Source organism: Sulfurimonas sp. HSL-1656, from assembly GCF_039645585.1.
GTDB lineage: Bacteria > Campylobacterota > Campylobacteria > Campylobacterales > Sulfurimonadaceae > Thiomicrolovo > Thiomicrolovo subterrani.
Genome location: NZ_CP147915.1, coordinates 2,288,110 through 2,314,141 on the forward strand (window position 1 = coordinate 2,288,110; position 26,032 = coordinate 2,314,141).

A 26,032-nucleotide genomic window follows, 5' to 3' on the forward strand; every position below is an offset into this window, starting at 1 on the left:
CTCCGAAGAGGCCCATGTAAGCCGACCGTTACGCCGTCAGACCTACGCCGATTGCGAACGCATCGGCATTGCGAACTTCCATTGTGGTGGAGGTGTAGTAGCGCTTCGCCTTTGCCGTCTTCGATGTCGGGACGTCTTCGAGGTTTGTTTCAACCAGCGGGGCGTCCTTGAGGTAATCGAAGTTGCCGGCGATGAATGCGTCACCGAGGCCGTACTTGTCGCTCAGGAAGCGGGACAGGCGGATGTTGATCGTTCCGAAGTCCGTTTCGAGAGAGACGACGTTGCGGACCGCTTTGTTCTCGTTGCCGAGCTGGCGCGTGACAAATCCGTTGAACGCCTTTTTCAGGTTCGCACCGACGTAGATGTCCTTGACGGTTTCTCCCGCGTCGTAGATGGACTGCAGGACAGTGTTCATGCGGTCCTCTGTCAGCGTTGCAGCCATACCGTCAGACGCCCACGTATAGTCTCCGCCTGCGCCTCCTGTGTCGAACGCAAAGACGTTGCCGCGGCGTCCGGCAGTTGTGGCGCCGAAGGTTGCATCACCCTTTGCCAGGTAGTAGAACAGACCGGCCATTTCACCGGCCAGCACTTCGGTACGGATCTGCGGAGCCATAAAGACAGAGACGCGCGGGTCTGCATCGCGCCCGAGGCCGTACTTCATGTACTCGAGCTTCAGCGCGTGCTCTTTCGCTTTCTTTGCGACCTCATAGGCCATCTCGTTACCGCCGTATGTGGCAACGGCCATCATGTCGCGGGACACCATGACCTCTGTGGTCACGATCTCGACGGCATTGGTGCGCTTCTGCTTCGTTGATTCCGCATCGCCTGTGAAGTCTGCGATCTCAAGCTGCGGGCTGCGTGTCGGGTCTGCAATCGGATCGATGATCCAGGAGTGCTCGATACCCTTCGCTTTGGACTTACCGACCTTTGACGTGATCGGGGTTTCGGTAGCGCCGATCTGGATTACGGCGTCATGTACCGAGGGCTTGATACCTTCGCGGGATGTAGCCGGGGCCTGATACCCTGTGGATGTAATAGCCATCTTCTCGTTCCTCTTCTTTTAAGAATTCCGGCTTTTTCAAGCCTTTCGAGAGGATTTTCGCGCTTATGGCACTGCAAAATATATGGAGGTTTTTACCGTGTCTGTATAATGTTTGGACATAGTTCAGCGGAGGGTTACCGCACAAAGGAATAAACGTGAAGATTCTTGATATTGCTTTGATGGGAGTTGCGGCCATGCTGCTGGCAGGGTGCGCCGGAAACAGCTACGTCGATACTGCCGGGGAGGTGTTCGCCACGCCGCTTTACACGAAGTCCATTTCATGCACCGACGGGAACGGGAGCGTCGTTCAGGTGAAGAAGGGCGACGACGACTTTGAATACAACGGCGATTTCTTCGAGGGTAGCATCTATACGAAACACGGTCTCTTCTTCATGGAGGGAGAAGGTGGTTCCGCAGTCGTCATCGCATACCCAAACGACATCAGGATCTCCTACAACGACGGAGGCACCGTTTTCCTCGATTGCAATGACAGCGACCGTTTCGGCGCCCCGCTGAACTATACTATGACGGAGCCTGAATATGCTTATGCTTCATGGCAAGAGGTCGATGCGGAAATAGAGCGGATGAAGCAGGCAGAGATTGCGCGTAAAAAAGCAATAGAGCAGTGCAGGAAGGAAAACCCGGCATGGCTTATCGAAAAGAAATGCAGAGAGTAGCCGTTCTGGTATAATGTTCAAATGCATGATTTTGATTACGCGCCCTATGGAGCGGTAGGCGGGGACCATTGGTGGCACTTCCTTGTGTTGGCGATTTACGCCTCCGCCGGGATGTACTACATGTGGCACACTAGGGAGACTTGATCTTCTCCCGCTGTGTTTTCTGGCGCTGCTTCGCCTTGTCGTATGTGAGCACGTTTGTCCCCATAATGTTCAGTAGCTCCTCTGTCGTTGTTCTCGGGGTGACGACCGAATCCTTTCTACGCTGCTGCTGATCTAAGACGCGGCTCTCTACCAGATTGAAAGCCTGGTCCAAAACGTCCGGCATCGGCAGAACATTCTGCACCGTATATTTTCCAAGATCGTATACCGCTTTCGACCCATCTTTTCTCGTGATCGGCCTGTTGAAATAGGCGTTATTGTTCTTGATGACGTCCACGGCCGGCTGCCATGTGCCGAAGTTCAGGAACCCGCGCAGGAACTCAACCGGGTTTGCAAGTTCTCCATGCGGGAGCCACTTGTCCACTTTCAGCGTCGTTACCTCTTTGCCGTCGGTGTAGATCGGGATGCGCTTGTATGCGAATCCCTCCTTTGGCATGTCCTCGCTGGTTGTGAACGGCAGTGGGGCATCGATACCAGCCCCTTCGTAGATGGCAGACATTGCAGCGATGATGCCCAGCGCCCTGGTGGGATGCTCTTTCATCTGCCGCATCAGGATAGGGATGGAATAGTACGTCCATGACATGAACGGGGTGATCCCGGATCCGCGCAACCACTGCGCCGCCTCGCTCATCGGCTTCGAGTAGTCCGGGATGGTGCGGTTGACGTGCGTGATCGCTTCACCGAACGGCTCCCCGCGGTCCACAAGTGCCTTCAGTAGGCTGAAGCGCATTACGTTGTCCTCTCCCTCGTAAACGTTGCCAACGTTGCGGTGGATGCTTCTGATAACCCCGCCGGACTCCTTCGTGTTGTTGACGTACCGGTTCAGGATGTCGTTGAGCTGCGATCGTCCGAACAGCCCTGCGGCTTCCGCCTGCATGTATAGCTTCACATCGTCGTCTGCCATCAAGGCGTCAATGGCACGCTTCTCTTCGTCGCTGAGGCCGATGAGTCTCTTTGCATCCAGCTCTTTGAGTTTACTGACCTTGATCGACGCCTGCAGACCTCTCCTAGCATTGTTCATCGCCGTTATAGGGTTGACCCCTTCCATGTACTGCAGCGTGACGTTTGACATGAGGTTATTTACGTGGGCCTTTGGGTTGTAGAGTGTATGCGAACTCTTCCAGAGCGAGATGTATGTCCGCATCCCTTCTCGGAACTTGTGCGCCGCCTCATCTGGGTTGTGCCCGAAGAATGCGTTGGAATAGAAGTCGATGTCTTTTGCCACGTCGCGCGGAACCCACTTCTGGTTAAGGGCCCCGTACCGTTTGCCTTGAAGCTGCATGTAGGCGCCTTTCATCGTATCGTCTACCGCGTCATGCACATAGCCGGTATCGGTCAGCACCTTTTTTAGGAACTGGCCGTTGGCGATCATGTCATCCATGCGTGAAAGTGTTTCGGGCAGTGAGTAGGCGATATCCTCGACCTCTCCCCATCTTGCACGCTGCTCCGGCGTCCAGTCCTGCGAGAAACGGTACTGCCCATTCTCCATACGGTGCGCCTCTATCTTCCCATCGAAGAAGTCACCGATCTCCCCGCGCTGCAGCAGGTCATCGTATTCTGCTTTCGGCCCTGTCCACGTATTGCCCCTTGAGTAGACGCCCTTGATCGTTTTCTTATTGGTGAACGCAGCCGCCCGGCCTTCGGCCATCGTTTTCATGTAGGAACGGTGGAGGTACCGGCCTTTAAACTTCTCGAACTGCGAAGGATCAAGAATGCCGAGGTCAACCAGCTGCTGCCCCTTCTGGTTGATCTTGTCGATGTACTCATCTGCGAACGTCTTAATGGACGGGTGCAGGGCTGTGTCTCTATTGCCGCTCATGTAGCGGTAGAGGTCTCTGCTTGTGCCTTCATCCATGAGCAAAAGCTGTCGGTGCAGTTTTTCGTAGTTTACCTGGTTGCCGTTGATGCTGCGGAACAGATCGTCACGCAGCGACATGTAGTCACCGCGGCCATAGATTTTATGCCCAGTGATGATGTTCGTTACATCGGAGTCTTTGACGGTTTCCCACGCCTGATTTATCCGTCCGCCTGCAAGGTAGTCCGCGGTCTTGTAGGCTGCTTTTGCAGGAACCTTCACAAGTGATCGGATGATGTTGTCCATGCCCTTCTCTGCTGTGTCGCTCAGGAACGCACCTCCGCTGTGCATCATCATGATCCCATTTTTATCTGCTCCCGGTGTCTTGAAACTTTTTTCTGGAAACAGATTTTCAGCTTCTTTCTGAAGAGCACGATTCTCAACATAATCTGCACGCGCCTTTGCGATTGACAGCCCGTCCTCTGTGAGTGGATACTTGCTATCTGCTACGTTGTGCGTGTTTCCGTTGAATCTCTGTACCTCATAACCGTCTTTGGTCTTTACGACGAACGTGTCTCCATTCTGATGCATCAGTCCTGCTTTGATGTCTTCTGGTAGGAGTTGTATGCTCTGCTCCTGCTTGAGCATTGCATCATACTCCTGCATCTGTTCAGGCGTCATGGTCTTGTATGCAGCGTCAGCGTCAGGCTTCGGCTTGAATGCCTGTGCATTGGTCTGCTTCAGTACGTCCTCGCTGCTTCCGTGTATGACTTCGTTCATCAAACGTTCTGCGCTTTTTGCCCGTCTTGCGTTGGCGTCAGTTTCTGCAACGGCCAAGCTCTGTACCCTTGCGTCTTCAGCCAGCTTTGCTGCCTTATCAACGTACGGCATAGGAGGGTTGTTCGGCACCATTCTGAAATTCGGTTCATACGGCTTTGGCGGGATCGGCGTCTCTACCCTGTACTGGTCCTGCACTTTGGGGTAGGCGCTCTTCGGCTTCAGCCCTGCCGCCTGCATCAGCTCGTCGGTGCTCATCTCTGAGACGTGTTTCTTCGACGTCAGCGCTTCGGCCACATCGATGGACTGCTGGTCTGGTACAAAGGTGTCTGCATTCTTAGCAGCCGTCTTTGTCGCGCCTGTACGCAGCGAGTCGATGTAACGCTTTTCGGCTGCATACCCGGCACCTATACCCACGAGCAGACCGGCACCAAGCCTTACGGCCCCTGCTGCGGTTGGATGCTCCTGCTGGAAGTTTGCACCCATCGCCTCGTCTGCGCCTTCAATCGCAGCCTGTGCTCCGACGTCGCCGACAATGGAACCCTTCGTGAAGCTGAGACCGCCTGTGATCTGTTTCCCGGCGTTCTGGGCTGTCTTTGGCACTGTTGTCGCAAGTTTCGGCGCAAAGTGTTGCGCTGCTTTGTTCAAAACTCCTGTTCCGGCCCGTACAAGTCCTGTCAGCGCAAACTCTGGCGACACGACGGGGTATTGCATTGCCTGCGACTCCGCAGACGGAAACGTTTTATCATCAGGGATGAACGCATCTTTCGGTGCCTTGACGCGCACCTTGTCCATCATCGCATGGATCTCTTTGTAGTCGTCTGAGTTGCCGTCGGGGATGAAAGTGTTATTGTCCATTTTCGATAAAGTACCCGTTCACGATGGTGCCGCGCTTGCCATTGAATGATCCGGTCGTTCCGTCTGCGTACTGCGCGTATGGGCCTTTCGGCTTCTCCGGTTTTGTCGGTGCTTTCTGCGGAGCATTGAAGCCGTCGAATGTGTCACCTGTGAAAAATCCGGGCTTATCGACGATGCCAGGGTAGTACCCTTTCTTCTTGTAGAAGTTGTAAGCGTAGTCGTTCTCGGCGTTGTTGAAGTCGTTGACATCGTACGGTGCGTTTTCTACATAAGCTTCACGCGCTTTGCGGTCGCGCTCTTCGACCTGGCTGTTCATATTGGCAGACTGTGCCTCTCGATACATCTGCATCCACGGATCGACCGGACGCGGTGCATATTCACCGAGTCTAATGCGATCTGCCGGGTTGGAGGTATTGACCATAAACACACCGTCGCCGGTGTTGACGGAACGGTACTGTCCCTTGTTGGCATAGTCGCCAAGACGTACGCGCTGCATCGGGTCTGCATTATTGACCATAAATACGCCGTCTGCTGTGTCGACCTTGCTGAATGACGGGGTGATGGGTTTGCGGTACACCGGCACGTTTGTTTTCCCGGTCTCCCCTGTCTTAGGGTTGAAGGTTCCGTAGTTCATCTCCCCCTCGAACAGTTTGAGGTCCGGGCGTGCGCGGTCGAGTTCCACCTGCGCTTTGACGGCATTGCCGAAACGGTTTTGCGTAAAGACGTTTGGGTTTGATGGGTCGTAACCTGTTTCTTTTGCGAGGGATGGATAGGCGGGTACCCCGGCTCGTGCGAACCCGCCGAGTTCAGCGTTCTTATCGGCTACGGCCTGGTCCTGCACGGACTGCCGCATGTTGAGCTCTTGCTTGACATTCTGATCATGTGTTACACTATTGCCATAATCTTGTGCAAGCTTCCCTGCGCGGTAGAAGCCGTCCCCGATAGCGCTTCCGTAGCTGGTATCGAGACGTGGTACGGTTGGGCGGAACATTACCATGCTATCCCCCCTATACCGTCGGTACGGCGTATGTGCCGAGACCGCCGAACGCATTGGAGACGGCATCTTCGTTCTTCTTGCGCTGGTTCAGGAAATCCTTGTACTGCGTGTTATACGCATTTTTCTGAAAGTTGAGCGCGTCGTTCCCGAGCTTGTAATTCATAATTCCGCCCGCAATAGAGCCTAACCCTGCCCCAAATGTCCCAAGCGCTTTCATGTTGTCGGCGTTTGTAAACCAGTCCCATCCTGACATGATGTTACCCCCTGAAGGTTGTTTTTACACGAATCTATCGCATCGCCCGGTGCAAAATATATGGACATTTGTACTCGGCGATAGGATAGGGAGGGCTTCAACCCCCTCCTATCATGTCGAGGATTGCACGCCCCTGCTCGAGTGTGCTGTCCGCTTCTTTCAGACGATCCATGGGGCTCTTCGAAGTTGCAGCCGTGTCTGCCCCCGTTGCCTGTACGATTGGGTCAGGCGTCGGTGCTGCCGGTTTGGCAAACTTCTCCGTCCAGATCTGGCGCCACCCTGCAGGGTTGTCCATCGCTGCCGCTTTTGAAATGATATTTCCGTTCGCATCGCGGGCAGGCATTCCGTTCGGGAGCATGTAGGGCTCTTTTGCCATCGTTGCAAGCTCTTTCGCCACCAGGTCAGGGTTGAAATCCGGCACCTCCGCTTTAAGCGCGTTGATGTCGCTCTCGACCTGCTTCTGGTAAGCCTGCATCTGCTGCGCCGTCATGGTCTGCTCGTTCTGCTGCAGTTGCTGCTTCAGGCGCTCGTTTTCAGCCTGCAGATCATCGATTCCTAGGCGCTTTCTCAGTTCTGCCATAGCCTGCTCTTCTTCTGTCGGCTCCGGCTTGTTCTGTTCTGCCTGCTGCTGCATCTGCTGCTCGAATCCTGCCTGCCTTTCATTCATCTGCTGGATGGCGGCCAGGATCGCCGCAGTGTCTGCCCCGGGGACAGGTGCTGCAGGTGTAGGCTCCGGAGCCGGTTTAGGAGCTGGCGCCGCTTCAGCTGGTGGCTGAGCAGCCTGCTGAGGTTCAGGTTCCTGAGAGGGCTGTGCTGGGACCGGCTCACCCTCCCCGTCCGTGACGGCTTCAATCAGCGTGTTCAACGCCCCGACATTCCCTTCGCCGCCGAAGTCGTTCATATCGATAGGTGTGCTCATCTTATTTACTCCTCAATATCGAATCCGCGCCCGTTGGCGTCTTTTTCCTGCTGGTCCTTGATAATGGCGTACGGCATCGTGATGATCTCGTCAATAACCGCAAGCTGGTCCGCAGCACTCATACGTTCGTTCACCTTGTTAGGGCCTGTAACCAATCTGTAGAGGGTTTCCCGCTTCCCCTGAAGTTCCCCCACCAGGATGGCCCACCCATCCGATTGCGTCAGCGCCGCCAGCGCCGTGATTTTGTCCGAGTTCTGGCTCATTGTCTTCTTCTCCTAGATATTCGTCAGTGTCCTCTATGCCCATGATCGGCAGTGCGTCTCTGGTCAGCTTCTTCATGGCGTTGTAGGCTCTGCCTGCTTCTTCGACGTTCTGCGTCGCCATCGCCATTTCGAAAAGTCTTGATACCATGCCCGCGCTGCGTTCTATACCTGCCAGTTGCACTTCTTTGTTTGTTGCGCCGAGGCCGGTATTGATCCGGGCTACAAATTCAAACTGCTCCGTGCGGCTTACACCGGGGAAGAAGCGAGGATCGCCGTACTTCCAGACCAGACGCGCCGTGCGTTTGAAGATGAGCTTGAAGAATGTTTCGTTGAAGGACCGCATATACGCCTGCATCCGTGCGTTCCCCTCGTTGGAGAGGATGGAGCTTTCCGTAGCCGTCTGCTTCGTGTCAGTCCCGATGCCGTTCTGCTGCGCCGATACACCGAAGTTCTCACTCATGTCGCGGTCGATATTCTCAACGTCATAAGAAGAAGAGCTTATGTTCGGCGCCGGGACAGGGATGATTGGTGCATTCCCCGTCGCCGTCGTTCGGATGAAGCGGGCCCCCTTCTCAATGTCAAGCGGGTTGACCTTCGCATTGCTCGGAAGGAGAAACTGCGGGTCAAGCTGCTTCTTTACCGCATCGATCTGTTGGTTGCGACGGATGTTCAATTCGTTCTGGAGCGCAACGATAGGTGCGATTGCCGGGTCGCCATACACCCGCACGATGTTCTCGTCAATGGGCTGCTCGATCTGCGGGACCAGGAAGCCGACAATGAACGGGTTACCGTCTTTGAGCACTACCCCCTTCCGCAGCGCATAGGACTTGTCGTAGAAGGTCGATACCGTCCACTCCCCTTTTGCGTTGATCGTGTAGACCTCCTGCAGTTTTATCCGGCTGTGGCTGTTCGTGATGAACTCGCGGTCATCCTTGACCATCTCCTCCGCATCGATGTCTCTGCGGTATACCCCTTTTTGTTGGTACGATTTGATGTCGTCGACGGTGAGGTAGATGTCGTGAACATAGAACCTGATATCTTCTACTGTGCGCGCCGAAGGGTCGAACTTGATGTCCCTGATGTGCACGTTTTCAATGACCGGTTTCCCTTTTCCCCAATAGACCCGAGCGATAACGGTCCCAAAGATGGGTGCAGCGTAGAAGGTCGGCGCGAAAGTGACAAAAAGCGGTGTCATACGTTTCTGCGTGTAGTGGTCGAGCGCCTTCTGAAGCATCTGTACCTTTTCGGCATTCTCGTCATCATCGGCATGGAGCTTTGCAAACGTATCAGTGCTGAAATAGGCTTCCTGGAAGCTCGACACGATCCGCTTAACCTTCGAGTTGATCCGCGGGAAGAACAGGCGGGACTTGTTCTTTTTCCTCAGCTCTTCGTAGAGCTCCGGATTCATTTGGGACAGGTAGTAGTCCGAAAGCTCCTGGAACAGCGGCTCGTAGTATTCATACCCGTTCTCTGCGGCGTCGATCATGTCGAGTAGATGCTGTTTATTCATCATCTTGCAATACCTCTTTTTGGATATTCCGCAGCGTGCGGTGTTTGAGCGATACTGCCGTCTCCACCACGTCAAAATCTACGCCCTTTTTGAACATGAGCTTCGCGATCTCACGTTCCTGCATCTTCGCCGGGATCGTGATGGTGCACCCGGCCAGGTTCCGGCAGAACATCGCAGCCCACACGATCTTTTCCGTTTCGTCCTCAAACGGCATTGCCTCTACGATGAAGTCGAAGTTGGTAAGACCGTTCATGCCCATCCCCCTACTCCGTGGTCCTGCGTTTCCCCCCACTCGTCCGTTTCGTTCTGCTGGGGGACGATGGTGGTAAAGAACTGCAGTGCAAGGCTGTCGGCTTTGTCCGGGGATCGGCCGAGGATCTCTTTTATCTCCTCTTTTTTCAGAATCTTTATCCTGCTTTTCCCATTTCCGTCCGTGTAGCTATATGTGATGACGGAGAGCTCTTCGTACAGCTCATCATCTTTCGGTATGCTCCCGCCTTTTCGGATGAAGTTTGCAAGCCCGAAATACATTTCAGCGCGCTTGTTGAGGTAGGCATCATCGTCGGCAGCCATCGATGCATTTCCTTCAATAGCTGGCACGCCAAGTTCTATCAACCTGTCAAAAACGCCGGCGCCTACTCCAATAGTGTCCACAACTACCGCATCAGGCTTATGCTCCGCCTGGGTGTATTGGTTCGCGACGAATAACGCCAACTCCATAGTGCTCTTATGCTTTTTCGGCGTCATCTCATAGACTTCGTACCCGCGTCGCTTTGTCAGTTGAGAAGTATCGTCTCCGAACCTCGCAACGTCGAGGGCCCACACATGCACACCGCTGCGATCGATGTCCGCATTGACATCCATTGCCATGGACTCGTCTACGGCGACCATGTCGAAAAGGGCATCTGTCGTTCTGTCCGGGAATTGACCGCGGACACGCACTTTGTAGACCGATGACTCCCTGCCGTATTTCTTTGCCATCATTTCGATCCATGACGGTTTGACGTTGGCGGACTTCTCACTGTCCATGTGCACGGTGCGGTAGAGGGATTTGTTCTTGTTGTGCGAATCGAAGAATGTGCCGGCCGTCCTCGTCGGGTTAGACGTCATAACGCGCAGGTAGTCGCCGGTAAGTGCCCCCTCGATGACCTCAAAGATCCGCTGATCTACCCCGGACGCCTCGTCGATGATGTAGAGGACGAACGTTGCGTGCACCCCGGCCAATGCTTCCGTGTTCTCCTTGCGCGCGGTCCTTGCGAAACACTTATTGCCGTTCCTGAACTTCACGTCCTCCGTCAGCGGCTCTACCAGGCGGGCAAAGCGCGGGTGCATCTTCTTATGCCACTTCTTCACTTCCGGCAGAAGCATGTTGATCAGCTGCGGGGCGGCCGGGGCCGTCGCCGGTATCTTTACATCATCGTAGACGAGTCCAACATACAGGATCAGCCACGATAGGATCGTCGTCTTCCCGGTACCGTGTCCGGACCTAACCGATACGTCTGGCAGTACCTTCGTCGCAAGAGCATCGTCTAACTCGAAAATGAACTCCGCCTGCTGTCTATCTCTTGGTCCGACCTTCAGCGCGTATTTGATGAAGTTTGAGAATGTCTTTTTTGCGAGTTTAGCCTGGGCCTCCAGGTCGAGGAGAGCGAACGCTTCAAAGGGCATACCGTCGAGGTACTGCGACTGCCACGAGTACATTACTTCTTCAGCCATTGTGCCAGCTCCTCGTCCATGCTGTGCTCAACTTTGTCGGTAAACATTTTAAAGTGCCGTCCAATCAGTTCAAGCGCCTTCACCTTGTCGTGTCTACGGTACTCGTCGATGGTGTCGAACTCGTCATTTCCATCAGCGTTTTTCCCTACGCTCTCCCTTCTTGTCTTGAACGTTGCAACTGCTGCAGAAGCATTCTCTGGTAGATTCTCAGGATGAATAAGACGACCTTCTCCATCGTAAAAATCCGTCAGCTTTGAAAATGCGATCTTGCCAAGCTCATCTAATACCATGTCTGCTGTTATCTGCGTGCGCTCCTGCTGCTTTTCGATCAACTCTGAAAGGTACGCCTGTATTTCAGGTTTTTTCAGGATATCATGCGCCTGTGACCCGGCTGTCTTCTCTTTGTACCCTGCACGGATAGCCGCCTGCGTTGCGTTCATGTCGATCATGTATTCTTCGCAGAACCGTTTTTGCTTTTCCGTGAGTTTTGCCATGGGTTAAGCCTCGACTTCTTCCCAGTCTTCAGCAAGCATATCTGTCTGGCTTGCAAGCCATGGGACAACAGTATCTTCTGCAGTTTTCATGTCGATGTGCGGCTGATAGTCGATTGGGTGCCCCTCTTCATAAATCCCGAGCAACGGTGCGCGGTTTACTTTGAAATGGCTGCCTGGGACTAAAAAGACAAACATACCATTGCCATTCCAACCTCGGCGGGCCACCTTCGCACCGTCTTTCATGCGAGCAATAGCCCATCCAAATGTTCCAATATCTTCCATCACTCACTCCCTTCAGCAATCAGCTGCTTCACGCGGTTGATTGCGCTGCGGGCGCCCATGTATGCATCGTAACTGATTGGGTTCTTCTCTGCGCCGCGGCGTTGCTCGAACTCTTCCATGATCTTGTCGAGGTCGGCTTCGGTGATGTTTGCGGTTTCGTGGGTCGGCTCTACATCAGTGAACTTGCGTGAGGGTCCTTGTCCATGTTCATCGGCAACGGCTTCATCCACATTGACTTCGGGTACACTTGTATGCCCTCCTCCGTTACTTTCGTCACTGCCACCCCCGTTCGTACCAGTTCCGGGAACACCCTCTCCTGAAGTTGCAACGTTATCGGATTTGTCGCTGCCGATAGCATCTGCATCACCACCGGCTGCAGTGTCGGTAGGTTCATCTTGCCCGTCGGCAGTGGACTCAAGCTCTGCTTTCTTTGCATTAATACGCTCCTCAAGCTTTGCGTCTCCGATGTTCGGGGAGAACTCAACTCCCAACGTGTCTGCTTCTTCTTCGAGCGCTTTGCGTTGCTCCGTCTTTTCTGCTGCCATAATGGTGCTCCTTTGAATTATTCAAGCACCATTATTTCTGTATCAGAAACTTTTTCGTAGGGTTAGGTTATTTTCGTGGTAGTTTTTGCAGGATCGTTTTGGGATACGAACTTTGCCATGATTTCATTGAGCAGGTCGGAGGGGGTAGTGTTTCGCTGTGCAGCTATCCGCTCCATTGCCAGGATGTACTTTCCTTTGAGGCACCATGACGGCACGTTGATCTTTCTTTCTTCGAACGGTAAGCTACGACGTCCCATCACTTCCCCTTTTTTTCAATAACCAGCTTGATGCGGTCTTTCTCTCCACGACTGATGCCGCGGTAGGTCTTCAGCAGTTCCAGCATTGCTTTGTCATATTCGGTCACGCCGCCCTCCTGCTGATAAGATACGTAACCGCCTTTCCGCGGAACCGCTTAGGCACACGCTCATCCAGGCACTCTTCCCAGTACGGTTCAAGCTTCGCGTTGTAGTACCGCGCAGCCTCTTTACGGCTCATCCGTTCGGGAAGCTTCGAGCTGGCGTGGATGAACTGGCTGAACTTACCGCCGCCTTTGACGACAAAGCCGTTATATTCGCAGCGCAGACGGTAGAGCTCACCGTGTGTCATTACGCTTATCTGCTCATCACTGATGCCTTTGCCGGAGGCCCATGCGGAAAACATATCCTCGTTGTTCTGCGCCGTGTCTTCGTCAAGCGTCTGTTGCATCATTGGCCTCCTCGAATACGGTATCGATGTACGACCGTGCTTCCTCCATGCTCATGAACATCGCGCTCCCACCACGTCCGTCTATCTCGACTTCCACCTTCCCATCGTGCTCTTTGATGATGGCAGTGATGCCGTTCATCTCTGCGCGTTCACATTCGTAGACTGCCTCTCCGCGCGCGACGAAGTATTTCTTCCGGTCTGATCCTTCCAGCTTCCACACCGATTGCAGGGCCGACTCTTCATTGATGCACTTTGTTTCAACCTTGCCATGTTGCATGATTACGACAATATTGCCTTGGTGATGGATAGTGTAGTTGGTTTTAGTCATTTGATTTCCTTGAAGATGATTTCAGTACCGTAGATGCTGAGGAAGAGTTGCTTTTTCAGCGAGTAGACCGGCGTGACCATGCCCTTCACATCCTCGACGATGGTGCGGCCATTCCCGTCGACGTAGCGGAAGTCGGCAACATAGTGGCGTTTCGGCATCGTTCGGTGGCCTACAACGCGCAAAGTGTCTACCAAGAGGTATCTTGGCTGAAGGGTGAGGTCTTTGATCTTCCCGGCCTTTGCAAGCGTGTGCAGCTCGTCGAAGCGGCGTGCCTCGGCGCGGCTGTCGAAGGTGACGGTTTCGCCGTTGATGATGCGGGTATCTTTGATAGCGCGATATTTGCTCATTTTCTACTCTTAAAAACGTTACAAATTGACTTAGAATCTGGGTTTATTGCTCCACTGTTAACTACGCGCAGTTTTGCCCATTTCGGAAGACAGTAAATCGGTTGTTCCAGAAATCTACACACACCCCATGCTTCCCTGTTTTCACCCAAAAGCTCAAAGAACTCACAGTCTCTGCACTTCACTTTCATTACATCACCTCCCCGCAATACTCTGCATAGATCTCCGCGGCGATCTGCTCCTGGAACTCCATGCTGTACTCTTCCCGCCAGCGGCGCGGCGTGCCGTGCGGAGACAGCATCGGGCCGGTGTGGTGCTCTTGGCAGAGAGGGATCATCTTGTGGTCGTCTTTCTGGTCACTTGAATCACGTTTCACATGGTGTCCTTCGATGCCGTCAGGTGTTCCGCAGACAAGGCACCGGTGCGGCTGCTGAGCGAACCAGTTGAGGTAGTCACGGTCGCGGGCTGGCTTTGGCTTGATGCGAGCATGCTTTGTCTGGTAGGCTTTGGTGTATGGTGCGTTCATGCTCTTACCGCCTCTGCCAAAGGGGCAATCATTCCAGCGACATCACGCTTTGGCTTGTTCAGCGCTGGTACTGATCTCACTTTTGGGATCTTATAACCCGCCTCTACGACCTCAACGGTCGGCAGATAGCGTGATGGGTCAGAGTTAGGGTCTGCCTCTGCAGTACCAGGAAGGTGATCGATATGCGTATCACGTCTCGAGTGTGTCTTGTAAAGCTGCGGGAACTCACGACGCTTGAACTCCCACTCTCTTGCCTCAAGGTTGCACAGATACACCCACCCTCCCATGGCATTGACGACGCTGTTGATGACGACATCCTCGAATGCAACGGATGCGACACGCCCTTTCGTTTTGAAAGCACGCTCGAGGTCTTGAAGCGCGAGTGATGCGATGGCGTCGATGTCAGGGCGAACGTACTCGAGCAGCTCGGCAGGGTGCGGCATCTTGTGGAACTTCCGGTTTGCAAGAACGCTCATGACAGCACCGTCAAACTCGTCATCACTCATCGATCTGCTGAGGATTTCGTAATGCAGTTTCATGCGGGCATCGCTCATTGTTTCACCGAACTCTTCGGCAAGAACGGTGTAGCGCTCGACGAACTTCTTGAAATCGATCATTGCACACCCCCAGCAAGTCTTCTGCCTGCCGCCATGGTGTGTGCAGCGTTGAAACTGATCTTGTTCGCTGCGACCATCTGGTCAAGATCGTCAAACCCTGTCGAAGACTTACCCGGTGGCGTCTTCGGCTCAAACAGCCCTTGCCACCCGTTGCGGATGCTCGTGTTGATTATTTCCCCCTGCCGGTCCTTGAAATTCTCAAGAAGTGACAGCTGCTGTTTGACAGTCGATGGCGTCATTTTCTTTCTGAGCTCTTTGCGATACTGAAGCCACTCTGACCATGCATTCTTGTCGAGCCATTCAGGAAGGTCTTCGCTCTCACATGTGCGCGCAGGCGCATTGGCTTTCTCTTCCTCTTGTACTTCCCCTTTCTCTTTCTCTTCTTCTTTCTCTTCCTCTTGTTGGCAAGGGGCTTCATAAGGGGCTTGGCAAGGGGTTACATTTTCTTCGTAACACCCCTTGTAATCACCTTCTTTAGCCTTGTTCAAGTACCCTTCAATACTGCTTTGAAGGCTATGCTTAACCCCTTCGAATGCAAGGTCAAGCATCGGATCATCAAATGTGATTTCGTCCGGCTTCTTCTCGAGAAACTGGATCGACATGATCGCTTCGATAAATTCCGTCTTCTGCTCTGCAGTCTGCAGCTTTTCGTAGATGCGCTTGTAGCTGTTTAAAAAACTAAAACCCTTTCTCATGATGCTATCTCCTCTACATGTGCCGCATATGTATGCTCTACATGCGGAATAAACCGCTTCTCGATCGACAGCAGACCTTTAAACTGGAATTCACGAGGCTGGATCCTGCACTCGAAGCAGTAGTTAATCAGCGCCTGCTTTGCCGCGAACTCGTTCATGGGGCAGAACGTCGCCACCAGACCCTTCATGTCCCCGAAGTGGTGCAGCAGGTCAAAGTAGACGCCAGGGAGTGGACCGCCGCCGTCCTTGATCTCGATGATGCTTTCTGCCGGTACTGATGCGACGCGCATGATGTTTTGGTAGGCGGCGTGGAAAACCTGTTTTTCTTGAATGGTTAAGACTCGCATGGTATACCTCTCATTGGCAATGCTGCTCTCTGCGCGTTGTAGTTGATTGTTCCGTGGTTTTTCATGCATCATCCTTCTCGCTGAAGCATCGGCATTGATGCTTCGATGAACGTGGCCGCGACGTCGTAGTTGATGGCGTCGCCGTAGCCTTTAATCCCAATGCGGCGCCACCTGGTATACACGCGTCCCAGATCTCCGGAAGGCCCTGAAGCCAGCGGGAATGTGCCGGGTTCAACTGGCCGCCACTTTCCATCTGTGCAGTAGAGCCAGTCAGCAGCGTCCCATCCGATTTCAGGCGGGCGGGGCAGTCCATTGTCAGAACTTCGTCCGGCTGTGGGTGTCCGGCCCGTACCGAACGCTTCCGACCTCTTCTTCGACGACGCGTCGGTGTCGCCCAGCCCGTCCTTGCCGCCGCATGGTTCAGCGTCACATTCTTCGCGTCGATCGAGACGTCGCCGCGTCGGTCCGCGTCTCCGGCTGTCGCCGTCGGCCAGCCGGCCAGTGTCGCTTCCTCTCTCAGCGGTTTCCCGCGAGGGTGTGCGAACCTGGCAGCCACTTTCTCCGGAGTGGTAAGCGCTCCCGCGTAGTCCCTGGCTATCGGCGTAGCCCACCCGCTCAGCGACAAAGTAGAGCCGCTGTCTGATGTTCGGAGCGCCGACGCCCGCAGAGCACAGATCGGCCCCCCCAAGGGCATACCCCATGTTTTCCATGTCAGCGCGTACAGCGGCGAGCCACGTCCGGCCGTCGATGCTTGCAACCTGTTCTCCAAAGCAGACTGCAGGCTCAAGCTCTCCGACGATGCGCGATACTTCCGGGTAGAGGTGCCGCTCGTCGGCGAAGTGACAATGGCCGCAATCGAGGCAGATGAAATATCCGGTTCGTTTAGGATGGCAGAGATGAGATCCGCCGCCACAGTTCGGGCATGTCTGCCCGGAGCCCGCCGTGGAGAATGGAGGGCAGGGGCATGAGAAGGTGCAGGCGTATCTGTCGTCGGGCCATCCGGCACGTCGCAGTGCGGAGCTCCACACTCCGATGCCGGCGAAGAAGTGGTGCTGGCTATATCCCATAAGGTCAGATGCTTTGACATCGGTAATGCTCCTTGTATCTATTGCTCCCGGGGCGATGGCCCCGGCGTTCATGAGGTTTTGAAGCCATTCGGCTTTTTCGGGGTCGAATTCGTTGTAGTAGGCGGCCATGTCTATGCACCGCACTTCTCTTCCATAAAGTCAAACAGCGTCGGCATATTTGCCTCTTTCTCTGCAGCCTGCAGGTAGTGCACCCCATCGGTGAAGTATGCGGGGTTCAGCTCGCACGCATACCCTTTACGCCCTTTCTTGATTGCACGGTACGGCACCGTCATAATCCCGCCGAATGGATCGTAAACCGTCTCTCCCTCGTTCGAAAACCGCTCGATCAGCCGGTCGACGATATCGAACTGCAGCGGGCAAAGGTGCTGCTCCTTTCCCTTGACACTCTGGACCATATTCAGCGTGCGCATCCTGGCCACGTCGGTCCATACGTCATCCATCCAGCTCGGAGGCTGCAGGAGCATGAACGTGACCGGGAGCTTTCCTTTCGCGTCCAGGTGCTCCCCGATCTTGACATGGTGGTCGTAGTCGTATATCTCTTCGAGGTGGTAGTCGCGGAACGCGCGGAATACCTGCGCAGGTTCCATCGCCTCAAGCTCTTCCGGCAGGAGGTGACGGTCGCCGCTCGATCGCCAATATCCATGCGCGTCGGTCTGCCAGCGGGCCCGTGTATAATCCTCCTTTGAGTGCGTGACCGGTTCGTCGGCATAGGAGCGCTCGCTATTGGTCTGAGGCTTGCGGAAGAGCAGGATGTACTCCGGGAGCCCCGCGCTGATCTTCGTGCCGTCCTTGCACACCTCTGACCACCCGAGGCGATAGGTCTGGTTATTCTCGCGGACCACGTCGGTGACGACGGTGATCATCCCCATGTAAGCGAAGCCATGGCTAGTGTAGTGCTCGATGCATTTGACGTGGAACGGGTAGACCGTCTGAAACCCGAGGCCCGTGAGCCCCCCAGGGACGATGCGGTCCTTGACATGGATCGCAGCGATGCGCCCTGGCTTCAATGTGCGCAGCAGTTCCGGGGTCAGGTAGTCCATCTGCTCGAAAAAGTGCTCATTGGTATCCGTATGCCCGAAGTCGGCATAGTTGGGGCTGTATTCGTATTGCGTCGAGAACGGTACCGACGTGACGATAAGGTCCAGGCTGTTTTCGTCCATCCCCTTCGTCTCCTGCACACAGTCGTTGTTCACCGCGGTATAGTGATTTCCAGACACCTCAATGCGCTCGACACCCATGGATCGTTTGAGCGCGTTCGCCATTGCGGCCGATGAAAGGCCGAACTCTTTGATAATCTTCGTCATATTCAGTCCTGTCGTTCTGTGTTTTTCCCATTTCTCTTCGAGTACCTTCCGGATCTCGGACTCGGCCTCGGTGTAAATGCTGTCAATGCGGACCGACCGCGCCTGGAGGAAACGGTAGACCCGGTGGACGCCCTGAATCCAGTCGTTAAATTTGTAGTCGATGCCGAGGAAGATTTCTTTATTGCACTGCTGGAGGTTTGCCCCGGAGCCGTACATCATCGGCTTTGTGAGAAAAACGCGCGTCTCTCCGCTGAGCCATTGCTGCAGGAGCTCGTCGCGCTTTTCGATTGTCTGATTTCCTGCAAGGGATGAGAACGTGATGCCTGCAGCGCGGAGCGCCTCTTCGACAGCCTTCTGCTCATCGTTGAGCGTACACCAGACGATAACCTGGTCTTCCTCCTCGTAGCTGTCGAAAATTTCCATCATACGGTCGATGCGGCGCCCGATGCTGTCCCGTTTCTCCCGGGCGGCCTGCGACAGTCCGGCGGCAGCATTTTTGAAGAGCAGGCCCTGCCCATCCTTCTCCGCTTCAAATTCGGAATAGTCGTTCGGCACTTCTGACCAGTTGACCGTCATCGCGGGGAGCTCGTATCCCTCGTCGGAAAGGCCGAGGTCGGATGGCTTCTCGATGAAGAGGCCCCATGACGAAACCCACATCCAGAACTCTTTTTCTTTGTGCGGCAGCAGCGTCAGTTCATCGGCCTTCTCGCTGTTGCGCTTGAAGAAGCGCGTTTTGGCCTGCGATACATCCATGATGCCGAGGAAAGCAGCATAGGCGAGCAGCTCGATGTAGTCGTTCGGTGACGGCGTGGCCGTGGCGACAAAACGGTACTGCACTTCCTTTCCTCTCACCCGGGCACTCATAGTCTTCCGGTCGCCAGCAAAGATCGCCATGAATTCCCGGAAGGTCTTGGTCCCGCCGAAGCCGCGGAGGACAGACGCCTCATCAAGACTGGCTGCATCAAAATCACGCGGGTCAAGTTTTCCGTCTCGGACCGTCTCGTAGTTGGTGATGTAGATACCATCGCCGTTGGCCTCGTCGACGCTTCTGATAAACTTGATTTTCGGTGCCGTGTTTCCATCGATCTGCAGCCATGCTTTCAACTCTTCGCGCTGTCGATCGGTGATGAAAGGGTGCTCGCCCGTCGCCAGGACCTTCGCATCATTGAAAAACTCTTGCCGTACCCCCAGCGGGGCGACGATGAGCCCCCGGCCGCCGCCGATCTTCTTGAGCACGATCCGGACGACCTCGAGTTGCATGATCGTCTTCCCGAGCCCAAATGATGCGAATATGCCGCGGCGCCCACCTCGGACGGCCCATGCGACAATATTTTGCTGATGTGGCTTTGTGATAGGGTTGACTTCCGCTATTGTGCAGTCAAAACCTTGATTCTCTGAGAGTTTGATTTTGCTATGCAGAAACTCACTGTATTCCATGGATAGCCTTTGTGGGTGTGAAGCACAACGGAGGGAAGGCAGGGCACACCCCCTGTAACCCCTGCCCACCGTTCTGCTTGTTAAAAGGCACTGGTATAATTGCAGTGCATCCTTATTCGGTTGCCATGCCCGTATCGCTTTGGTCGGTTGATGACGGGCGTGTTATCAGATGAGACAACACATAACGACAGGCAAGGAGGAGAGAATGAACCCGCCGTTATCTGTTGTCTTCCCCGGCGCTAACCGGGTTTGTCGCTTTCGACGCTTTTGAGAAGATCAATGAGTTTGGAATGAGGGTTGTCTTCTGACGACTGCAGGACAGACGCGAAATCTACCGCGCACTCACCAATGAACTCTTCCACCTCTTTTCCTTCGTTCCCCGCGTGTTCCGCGAGCACCTTGTACGTTTCTTTTGGGATAAAGAAACTAAGCAGCTTCATGCATGTTGCCTCCTTGCTTTGATTTAAGGAGCATCAGCAGCACGCCGATGAAGCCCTTCTTTTCTCGCAGGAAGAACAGAAGCTCAAGTGCAGTGTCGACAAGTTCACTCTTGCTCACGCCTTCGGCTTCCGATATACGGTTAACCTTTTCTTCGAGCAGTGGATCGATTCTTACATTCAACGCTTCCGTTTTCTTCATGTAATACCTTGTTTACACACTGTCTATACACGTGCCGTCTTGATGTTTTACAGACGGTTCTGCGACAATGCTCTTAGCTTCATTGGAAGCAGAGGAACCGACCGGGGCCGCGGCTTCGGTTGGGTTATTTTTAAAGTCCCTTCCGAACAGAAAATATTCGATAGGGTAGTTGGCATCGTAGATCTTTTTAAGCTTGTCACGGCCGAGAAGACGGGACGCGCTGAGCGCCATACTGATTTCAGGAACATTCAGTCCCGTATCGTTGGCAATTTCAGTGATCGGTTTATCAATGGATTTCTTGCTCATAAATTGAATGTTACTGTAACAGTAATTAAATGAAACTGAAATAATTTCTGTAGCAGTAATTTTATACGTGTTACTATTTTAGTAACTTAATAAGGATGAACATGACCCCGGAAAAGAAGGTAGCTGCACTCCTGGATGACTATGGCCGTGGCGGGAAAACAAAACTGGCCAAATTCCTGGATGTACCGCCTGTGTACATTACCAGATGGGTCGGTGAGCAGTATGTTGATTACTCGATCCCGAAAGAGTACATCGCAAATATAGAGAAATTCTTTAATAAACCGCCAGGGTTCCTACTCTCATCAGAGCACATGAGCGAAGTAAGCCTTATCCCTGTTGTTGGAACGGCAGACTGCGGCGGAGGCGATGTAAACCATTTGCAGGATCGGAGCCGGGTCTGCTATTACAATGGAGAATACTACTCCGATAAGCTGTATTGTGTCATTGCCAGTGGCGACAGCATGTCCACATTTATCGACAACGGGGACGAAGTGATTTGCGATCCAACGGTTGTGCCAGAGTCTGGTGATATTGTGCACTATCGTATCGGGAACGAAAGTGCGATCAAGGTATTCGTTTTCGACCAGGAAGCCAACATGGTGCAGTTTGTGCCGATCAATAGCAGTGACACCTTCAAAACAAAGACGATTAGGCTGGACACCGAGGGCGACATATTTGATGAGCTGTTCATGGCTAAGGTCGTTGCTGTCAACAAACTATGTTTTTCCAATAGATCCGCAATTCTCAAGATGATAGGAAGATGACTTGAAAAAGTTTTTTACTGCTAGGAGGGTCGCAATAGAGTGGCTATTCATTATGGCCTCCCTTATTGCTATCATACTTATAGCTGTGATTGATAGTGGTTTTTCCGCCGGAATTGCAGGTTTTACGAGACACATTGATGAAGTGCCATTGGTCATGATGGTTTTTTATTCCATCTCCGTTGGAGTAAGACTCACAATATGGTCCATTAAAACACTGCTTTCAAAAGATAATGAAAAGATATCTGGTTCATAACCTAAAATACTCAATCATACTATGGATCATCCTGGCGATGATCTACATAATTTACACTACCATCTTCAAATAAGTACTCCGTCCCGAAAAGCTTCCCATATTATCACATGATTTATTTACTGTTACAGTAACTATTTAAGAAATCTTTAATTACTGTTACAGTAAGATTTGAAATGCAAGCAGAGAAACCACTTGCAGACGATCCGATTGAAAAAGCATCGTTTCGTCGAGTTCAATGACTTATCAATGTCAACAGAGCTTTCAAAAAGGCACACGTGGATCACCGGGATAAAAAGTTCATCGGTCCGAGTGGTGGAGCGGACGGCGCGTGTCTTTCAGAGAGCTTTTTATGAAGTGGTGTAGCTCAGTTGGTAGAGCCATGGCCATAGCATTGGGATGAAGTAAATGGGAAGAGCGCGCTCCATTGAAAAGTCGGCGCAGGTTCAAGTCCTGCTACCACTTCACCGAGAGCTTTCACTACACGCATACCGAATGGGCATGCCAACGCCCTTTGCCGTGGCTGGTTGGGGATGCGTGTAGTGAGGGCTTACCCTCGCAAGTTGCCTACGTGCTAAATTTTACCGCCCTATACGAGCATCCATTTCTAGGTGGCGTAAAAAAACAATGGAACCGTTCACTTGCGGAGCTGGGCTTTGCTCCGCTGGAATCTATATCGGTGCTGCTGTCCGCAACTCACGGCGGCACTACCGATATGCGTTGAAGTTGCACAAGGAAAGAAAATGAAAATTGAACGCTGGGATACGAAAGAAGTTATCTTCGAAATGGAATGCGACTCATGGGTCGACTTGATAAAAGGTGCATTGAAAGCAAAAGTTTCTTTTTACTATGCCAACCTGCGCTATGCCAACCTGAGCTATGCCGACCTGAGCTCTGCCGACCTGAGCTATGCCAACCTGAGCTCTGCCAACCTGAGCTATGCCAACCTGCGCTATGCCGACCTGAGCTCTGCCGACCTGAGCTATGCCAACCTGAGCTCTGCCAACCTGCGCTCTGCCAACCTGCGCTATGCCGACCTGAGCTCTGCCGACCTGAGCTATGCCAACCTGAGCTCTGCCAACCTGCGCTCTGCCAACCTGCGCTATGCCGACCTGAGCTCTGCCGACCTGAGCTATGCCAACCTGAGCTATGCCGACCTGCGCTATGCAGTTTGGAAGTGGGCTATTGGGAACATGGAAGAACTTAAAAGTATGCAACTTGATAAGTACACGATTGTTTTTAGCTCTACTGAAATGGCCATCGGGTTCCAGATGCACAGTATTGAGAAATGGAAATCTTTCACAGACAATGAAATTTCAACTATGGATGATGGCGCACTTGAATGGTGGAGAAAGTGGAAAGAGTTTATTTTTAAAGCAATCGAGCTTTCAGGTGAGGTAAAAGATGACACAGAATGACTACGAACTTAGGTTCTTCATCATGGCCGCCGCAATAGCGATTGTCGGTCTGTTCGTATGGGTTGGATATTCAATGCGCCGGTATGAAGAAGACTGGTCGCTGGATGAGAGTGAAAGGTGAAGAAGATGAAACAGGCCGTGGAAAGCATTATCAACTTCTTCAAGCGTGATGATACCCCATTCGATGGGTATCTGGCAAGACTGAACGAAAGGTTGCTGTGATGATGAACGCTAAACGAATACAAAGAGAATTGAAACAGCCATTTAGTGCAAACGATCTCGAATGGCGTGTACAGGCATCAGGAAAAGCAGGTGATCGCATCTGGTGTCGTGTTATTGCCTATGTGACAAACAGGGCGATTCAGACGAGGCTTGATAGCGTGTTCGGCATCTTCGGATGGCAGAACGAGTATAAGCCTTCCCCAAACATGGCTGGTACGATTTGTGGGATCTCCGTGAACGTAGATGGTAAGTGGGTCACGAAATGGGACGGTGCCGAAGACACTGCAATCGAATCCACCAAGGGTGGGCTGTCAGGATCAATGAAACGTGCAGCAGTTCAATGGGGCATCGGGCGGTATCTGTACGACGTCGACGCTGAATACGCACCGGTTATCACTGTTGACGATTTCAAGAAATTACAGCGCAACGAGAAAGACGAGTATAAAAAGGCAAAGACAAAGGAAGATGAATATTTCTACTGGAAGCCCCCAGTGCTCCCTGAGCGGTTCCAGCCAAAGAAGCACGTCACACCTTCCATCGTCAAGAAGATCGAAGAGCTTGCTGAGAAAACAGATACGGATGTGAAAAGCATCTGTGACAACTATGGTGTCGATGAGATCGTTGACCTTTACGGAGATGAGGCGGGTGAAGCAATCGCGCTGCTGCTCAGAAAACAAAAAGCGGAGGATGAGCATGGAACTGATGAAACGAACAAGTCTTGAAAAGACAGACGACGTTGCAGAAACGCTGACATGGAAGATCGCCACGATCAATGAAAAAGGGCTCCCGGTAGAAAGCAGCCTGGCGGACTACATAGCTCTTGCTCTTCGCAACGTCGATGGAGAGCTTGCCTACCTGAAAGATATCAAGAGCCAGATCAGCGACCGTGAGAAATTCATGAAGGCACAAGCTGAGAAGATCAAGCTAGGAGGCGCAGCGTTCATGCTGGAAAATGGGCTTGAAAAGCTCGAAGGAGAAATCTGCTCGTCTATCACTGTTACTGCGGCCAAAGAAGCCACCGAAACAGAGGTAACGGAGGAAGTGTTCACGCTCCTGGTTGACGAAGCGGAAGCGCAGGAACTGCTCATCGCACTTGGCAAGGCTGAAATGCGGAAGGTGACGAAGACAAAGACGACCGAAGCAACCCCTGCGAAGATCAAGGTGAACCAGCGCCGTGTCGCAAAAGCCGAAGTGGTTGAAAGCATCGAGGCAGCATGAAAATCTCACTCGTAAAACAGGGGCAGTGCCTCTACCCATATGGTGAGGCAGACCGCGAAGCACTCGAGAAGATGAACAGCGCTGTCTATGTAGCTGAGGTGCGCGACATGGATCTGCGGACACTGCAGCAGAACCGTGCGCTTCATAAGCTGTTCTCGCTGATCTCCGATGCCCTCAAAGAGAGCGGCCAGGATATCAAGACCGTTATCAAGGCTGACGTACCGTGGACCCCTGATCATGTGAAGGAGCTTATGTGGCGCCCGGTCATGAAGATGATCACCGGCAAGGACAGCACGACGAAGATGACCAAGCAGGAAATCGACGAAGTGTACGACGTGCTCAACCGGGCACTCGGTGAGCGGTGTGGGATTCATGTCCCGTTCCCGTCTATCAATTGAGGGAGCCGGCATGAGAGTAATCGCAGACATTTTCTACCTTTGGGCCCGTCACGACATTACGCTGCGTGAAGCGTACCAGGTCGTCATGTGGCACCGGAAGCACAAGAGATATTGATTATGACCTCAAAAGAACAATCCATCAAAGTGCTCATGCTGATCGGAACGCTGATCTCCTACGTCAAGCATGGCGAGACGACACGGAAGATCGACAGGCTCCGCAAGCATGTCCGCAAGGGACTGCAGGCGCTCTACAATGCCAACCCATCCGACTATGACCGTATCGCGAAAGAGGCCGACATTGTCTGGGCTGGCGCAAAGCACGAACTCGACGATATGAACTACACGATCAGCCTGATTGCCACATGCCGCGCGCTGTGGTCCATGCTCGACGGATCTCCGTATCAGCAGCTGTGGTTCACCGAGCGAACGTTCACAGCGGCCATGCAGTCCATGGAAGGCGTGACAACGCGGCAGGACACCTACGAAGTAGAGCGCGACAGCAATATGCTGACCGATATCTTCGGGCGGCTGCTTGGCGTTGAGAAAAAACGATCCCTGCGCGTATTGTCGGCGCAGATCAAACTGAAACAGAAGGAGTCTGTCTATGTTCAATAAGGTAATTTTGGCGGGGAACCTCACCCGTGATATCGAACTGCGCTATACGCAGGGGGGCACGGCGATCGGCAAAACTGGCATCGCTACTAACCGAAAATTCAAAAAGCAGAGCGGTGAGCAGGTCGACGAGACGATGTTTATCGATATCGTGTTTTTTGGCCGCTCGGCTGAGATAGCAAACCAGTATCTCCGCAATGGATCAAAGGTGCTCATCGAGGGGAGGTTGATGCTTGAACAATGGACAGACCAGGGCGGGCAGAAACGCTCGAAACACTCGATCAACGTTGAAGAGATGAAGATGCTGGATTCCCGCGGCGACGCGCAGCAGGGCAACGGCGGCTACAACGCCCCTAGCTCCCAGGAATATAATGCGCCGCAGCAGGGCTATACCCCGCCACCTCAGCCTCAAAACGCTTATGATTGCCCCATGACCCCACCGAGAGATCCAGGTGCTGGCAGCGGCCATCAGCAGCCAGGCTTCGATATCGATGAAGACGAAATTCCATTCTAGGGATCAATGA

Annotated in this window: 34 protein-coding genes and 1 tRNA gene; 10 read left to right on the forward strand and 25 right to left on the reverse strand. The window is 53.2% G+C overall.

Annotated features, from left to right (window positions below):
* Nucleotides 1–28 precede the first annotated feature (28 nt).
* Nucleotides 29–1,042: a DUF5309 family protein gene (locus WCX49_RS11740; protein ID WP_345985268.1), complete on the reverse strand. Its 1,014-nt coding sequence runs from the start codon at nucleotides 1,040–1,042 to the stop codon at nucleotides 29–31.
* Between the two features lie 155 nt (nucleotides 1,043–1,197).
* On the opposite strand from WCX49_RS11740, the gene WCX49_RS11745 reads away from it, so the two are divergent.
* On the forward strand, nucleotides 1,198–1,719 hold the full coding sequence (locus WCX49_RS11745; RefSeq protein WP_345985269.1) for a hypothetical protein: 522 nt from the start codon (nucleotides 1,198–1,200) through the stop codon (nucleotides 1,717–1,719).
* Between the two features lie 130 nt (nucleotides 1,720–1,849).
* Here WCX49_RS11745 and WCX49_RS11750 read toward each other — a convergent pair whose 3' ends face one another.
* From WCX49_RS11750 to WCX49_RS11865, 24 genes are all read right to left on the reverse strand, one after another.
* Nucleotides 1,850–5,251, reverse strand: coding sequence for a hypothetical protein (locus WCX49_RS11750; protein ID WP_345985270.1), 3,402 nt, complete (start codon nucleotides 5,249–5,251; stop codon nucleotides 1,850–1,852).
* Between the two features lie 49 nt (nucleotides 5,252–5,300).
* Complete coding sequence (locus WCX49_RS11755; protein ID WP_345985271.1) at nucleotides 5,301–6,308, reverse strand: hypothetical protein; 1,008 nt, start codon at nucleotides 6,306–6,308, stop codon at nucleotides 5,301–5,303.
* A 10-nt stretch (nucleotides 6,309–6,318) separates the two neighbouring features.
* A complete protein-coding gene (locus WCX49_RS11760) occupies nucleotides 6,319–6,471 on the reverse strand; it encodes a hypothetical protein (protein ID WP_345985272.1) in 153 nt (50 codons plus the stop codon).
* A 187-nt stretch (nucleotides 6,472–6,658) separates the two neighbouring features.
* Nucleotides 6,659–7,480 carry a hypothetical protein gene (locus WCX49_RS11765; protein ID WP_345985273.1) on the reverse strand — a complete coding sequence of 274 codons (822 nt, stop codon included), beginning with the start codon at nucleotides 7,478–7,480 and terminating at the stop codon, nucleotides 6,659–6,661.
* A gap of 5 nt (nucleotides 7,481–7,485) precedes the next feature.
* Nucleotides 7,486–7,614 carry a hypothetical protein gene (locus WCX49_RS11770; protein WP_345985274.1) on the reverse strand — a complete coding sequence of 43 codons (129 nt, stop codon included), beginning with the start codon at nucleotides 7,612–7,614 and terminating at the stop codon, nucleotides 7,486–7,488.
* Nucleotides 7,615–7,618: 4 nt separating this feature from the next.
* Complete coding sequence (locus WCX49_RS11775; RefSeq protein ID WP_345985275.1) at nucleotides 7,619–9,253, reverse strand: hypothetical protein; 1,635 nt, start codon at nucleotides 9,251–9,253, stop codon at nucleotides 7,619–7,621.
* On the reverse strand, nucleotides 9,246–9,506 hold the full coding sequence (locus WCX49_RS11780; protein ID WP_345985276.1) for a hypothetical protein: 261 nt from the start codon (nucleotides 9,504–9,506) through the stop codon (nucleotides 9,246–9,248). Before WCX49_RS11780 ends, WCX49_RS11775 begins: the two co-directional genes overlap by 8 nt.
* On the reverse strand, nucleotides 9,503–10,969 hold the full coding sequence (locus tag WCX49_RS11785) for a hypothetical protein (RefSeq protein WP_345985277.1): 1,467 nt from the start codon (nucleotides 10,967–10,969) through the stop codon (nucleotides 9,503–9,505). The genes WCX49_RS11780 and WCX49_RS11785 overlap by 4 nt, the downstream gene beginning before the upstream one ends.
* On the reverse strand, nucleotides 10,954–11,463 hold the full coding sequence (locus tag WCX49_RS11790) for a terminase small subunit (RefSeq protein ID WP_345985278.1): 510 nt from the start codon (nucleotides 11,461–11,463) through the stop codon (nucleotides 10,954–10,956). Before WCX49_RS11790 ends, WCX49_RS11785 begins: the two co-directional genes overlap by 16 nt.
* Before the next feature lie 3 nt (nucleotides 11,464–11,466).
* Nucleotides 11,467–11,745: a DUF2829 domain-containing protein gene (locus WCX49_RS11795; protein WP_345985279.1), complete on the reverse strand. Its 279-nt coding sequence runs from the start codon at nucleotides 11,743–11,745 to the stop codon at nucleotides 11,467–11,469.
* Nucleotides 11,745–12,290 (reverse strand): hypothetical protein, encoded by a 546-nt coding sequence (locus tag WCX49_RS11800; RefSeq protein WP_345985280.1) that lies wholly within the window; start codon nucleotides 12,288–12,290, stop codon nucleotides 11,745–11,747. Before WCX49_RS11800 ends, WCX49_RS11795 begins: the two co-directional genes overlap by 1 nt.
* A 62-nt stretch (nucleotides 12,291–12,352) precedes the next feature.
* Nucleotides 12,353–12,547, reverse strand: coding sequence for a hypothetical protein (locus tag WCX49_RS11805; RefSeq protein ID WP_345985281.1), 195 nt, complete (start codon nucleotides 12,545–12,547; stop codon nucleotides 12,353–12,355).
* A gap of 103 nt (nucleotides 12,548–12,650) precedes the next feature.
* Nucleotides 12,651–12,998, reverse strand: a complete 348-nt coding sequence (locus tag WCX49_RS11810) for a hypothetical protein (protein ID WP_345985282.1) — start codon at nucleotides 12,996–12,998, stop codon at nucleotides 12,651–12,653.
* Entirely contained in the window at nucleotides 12,979–13,323 is a 345-nt protein-coding gene (locus WCX49_RS11815) for a hypothetical protein (RefSeq protein WP_345985283.1), read from the reverse strand. Before WCX49_RS11815 ends, WCX49_RS11810 begins: the two co-directional genes overlap by 20 nt.
* Entirely contained in the window at nucleotides 13,320–13,670 is a 351-nt protein-coding gene (locus WCX49_RS11820) for a DUF1064 domain-containing protein (RefSeq protein ID WP_345985284.1), read from the reverse strand. Before WCX49_RS11820 ends, WCX49_RS11815 begins: the two co-directional genes overlap by 4 nt.
* Nucleotides 13,671–13,857: 187 nt before the next feature.
* On the reverse strand, nucleotides 13,858–14,193 hold the full coding sequence (locus WCX49_RS11825; protein ID WP_345985285.1) for an HNH endonuclease: 336 nt from the start codon (nucleotides 14,191–14,193) through the stop codon (nucleotides 13,858–13,860).
* Nucleotides 14,190–14,810, reverse strand: coding sequence for a DUF6475 domain-containing protein (locus tag WCX49_RS11830; protein WP_345985286.1), 621 nt, complete (start codon nucleotides 14,808–14,810; stop codon nucleotides 14,190–14,192). Before WCX49_RS11830 ends, WCX49_RS11825 begins: the two co-directional genes overlap by 4 nt.
* Nucleotides 14,807–15,505: a hypothetical protein gene (locus WCX49_RS11835; protein WP_345985287.1), complete on the reverse strand. Its 699-nt coding sequence runs from the start codon at nucleotides 15,503–15,505 to the stop codon at nucleotides 14,807–14,809. The genes WCX49_RS11830 and WCX49_RS11835 overlap by 4 nt, the downstream gene beginning before the upstream one ends.
* Nucleotides 15,502–15,924: a hypothetical protein gene (locus tag WCX49_RS11840; protein ID WP_345985288.1), complete on the reverse strand. Its 423-nt coding sequence runs from the start codon at nucleotides 15,922–15,924 to the stop codon at nucleotides 15,502–15,504. The genes WCX49_RS11835 and WCX49_RS11840 overlap by 4 nt, the downstream gene beginning before the upstream one ends.
* Entirely contained in the window at nucleotides 15,921–17,048 is a 1,128-nt protein-coding gene (locus WCX49_RS11845) for a DNA cytosine methyltransferase (RefSeq protein WP_345985289.1), read from the reverse strand. Before WCX49_RS11845 ends, WCX49_RS11840 begins: the two co-directional genes overlap by 4 nt.
* 2 nt (nucleotides 17,049–17,050) lie before the next feature.
* Nucleotides 17,051–19,504 carry a DNA methyltransferase gene (locus WCX49_RS11850; RefSeq protein ID WP_345985290.1) on the reverse strand — a complete coding sequence of 818 codons (2,454 nt, stop codon included), beginning with the start codon at nucleotides 19,502–19,504 and terminating at the stop codon, nucleotides 17,051–17,053.
* A gap of 416 nt (nucleotides 19,505–19,920) precedes the next feature.
* Nucleotides 19,921–20,121 (reverse strand): hypothetical protein, encoded by a 201-nt coding sequence (locus WCX49_RS11855; RefSeq protein WP_345985291.1) that lies wholly within the window; start codon nucleotides 20,119–20,121, stop codon nucleotides 19,921–19,923.
* Nucleotides 20,108–20,320 (reverse strand): hypothetical protein, encoded by a 213-nt coding sequence (locus WCX49_RS11860; protein ID WP_345985292.1) that lies wholly within the window; start codon nucleotides 20,318–20,320, stop codon nucleotides 20,108–20,110. The genes WCX49_RS11855 and WCX49_RS11860 overlap by 14 nt, the downstream gene beginning before the upstream one ends.
* Before the next feature lie 12 nt (nucleotides 20,321–20,332).
* On the reverse strand, nucleotides 20,333–20,626 hold the full coding sequence (locus tag WCX49_RS11865) for a hypothetical protein (RefSeq protein WP_345985293.1): 294 nt from the start codon (nucleotides 20,624–20,626) through the stop codon (nucleotides 20,333–20,335).
* A gap of 101 nt (nucleotides 20,627–20,727) precedes the next feature.
* Here WCX49_RS11865 and WCX49_RS11870 point away from each other — a divergent pair, with 101 nt between their 5' ends.
* The 9 genes from WCX49_RS11870 to WCX49_RS11910 all read left to right on the forward strand — a co-directional run bounded on the left by WCX49_RS11870 (nucleotide 20,728) and on the right by WCX49_RS11910 (nucleotide 26,022).
* Complete coding sequence (locus WCX49_RS11870) at nucleotides 20,728–21,390, forward strand: S24 family peptidase (RefSeq protein ID WP_345985294.1); 663 nt, start codon at nucleotides 20,728–20,730, stop codon at nucleotides 21,388–21,390.
* A gap of 1 nt (nucleotide 21,391) precedes the next feature.
* Nucleotides 21,392–21,643, forward strand: a complete 252-nt coding sequence (locus tag WCX49_RS11875; protein ID WP_345985295.1) for a hypothetical protein — start codon at nucleotides 21,392–21,394, stop codon at nucleotides 21,641–21,643.
* 353 nt (nucleotides 21,644–21,996) lie between these two features.
* Nucleotides 21,997–22,105: transfer RNA gene (locus tag WCX49_RS11880), tRNA-OTHER, on the forward strand.
* Between the two features lie 278 nt (nucleotides 22,106–22,383).
* Nucleotides 22,384–23,058 carry a pentapeptide repeat-containing protein gene (locus WCX49_RS11885; protein WP_345985296.1) on the forward strand — a complete coding sequence of 225 codons (675 nt, stop codon included), beginning with the start codon at nucleotides 22,384–22,386 and terminating at the stop codon, nucleotides 23,056–23,058.
* A 221-nt stretch (nucleotides 23,059–23,279) separates the two neighbouring features.
* On the forward strand, nucleotides 23,280–24,002 hold the full coding sequence (locus tag WCX49_RS11890) for a Rad52/Rad22 family DNA repair protein (RefSeq protein WP_345985297.1): 723 nt from the start codon (nucleotides 23,280–23,282) through the stop codon (nucleotides 24,000–24,002).
* On the forward strand, nucleotides 23,974–24,498 hold the full coding sequence (locus WCX49_RS11895; RefSeq protein WP_345985298.1) for a hypothetical protein: 525 nt from the start codon (nucleotides 23,974–23,976) through the stop codon (nucleotides 24,496–24,498). Before WCX49_RS11890 ends, WCX49_RS11895 begins: the two co-directional genes overlap by 29 nt.
* The gene (locus tag WCX49_RS11900; protein ID WP_345985299.1) at nucleotides 24,495–24,896 is read left to right on the forward strand and encodes a hypothetical protein; all 402 of its coding nucleotides are present in this window, start codon (nucleotides 24,495–24,497) and stop codon (nucleotides 24,894–24,896) included. The genes WCX49_RS11895 and WCX49_RS11900 overlap by 4 nt, the downstream gene beginning before the upstream one ends.
* Before the next feature lie 117 nt (nucleotides 24,897–25,013).
* Entirely contained in the window at nucleotides 25,014–25,511 is a 498-nt protein-coding gene (locus WCX49_RS11905; protein WP_345985300.1) for a hypothetical protein, read from the forward strand.
* Nucleotides 25,501–26,022, forward strand: coding sequence for a single-stranded DNA-binding protein (locus WCX49_RS11910; protein WP_345985301.1), 522 nt, complete (start codon nucleotides 25,501–25,503; stop codon nucleotides 26,020–26,022). Before WCX49_RS11905 ends, WCX49_RS11910 begins: the two co-directional genes overlap by 11 nt.
* The last annotated feature ends 10 nt before the right edge of the window (nucleotides 26,023–26,032 follow it).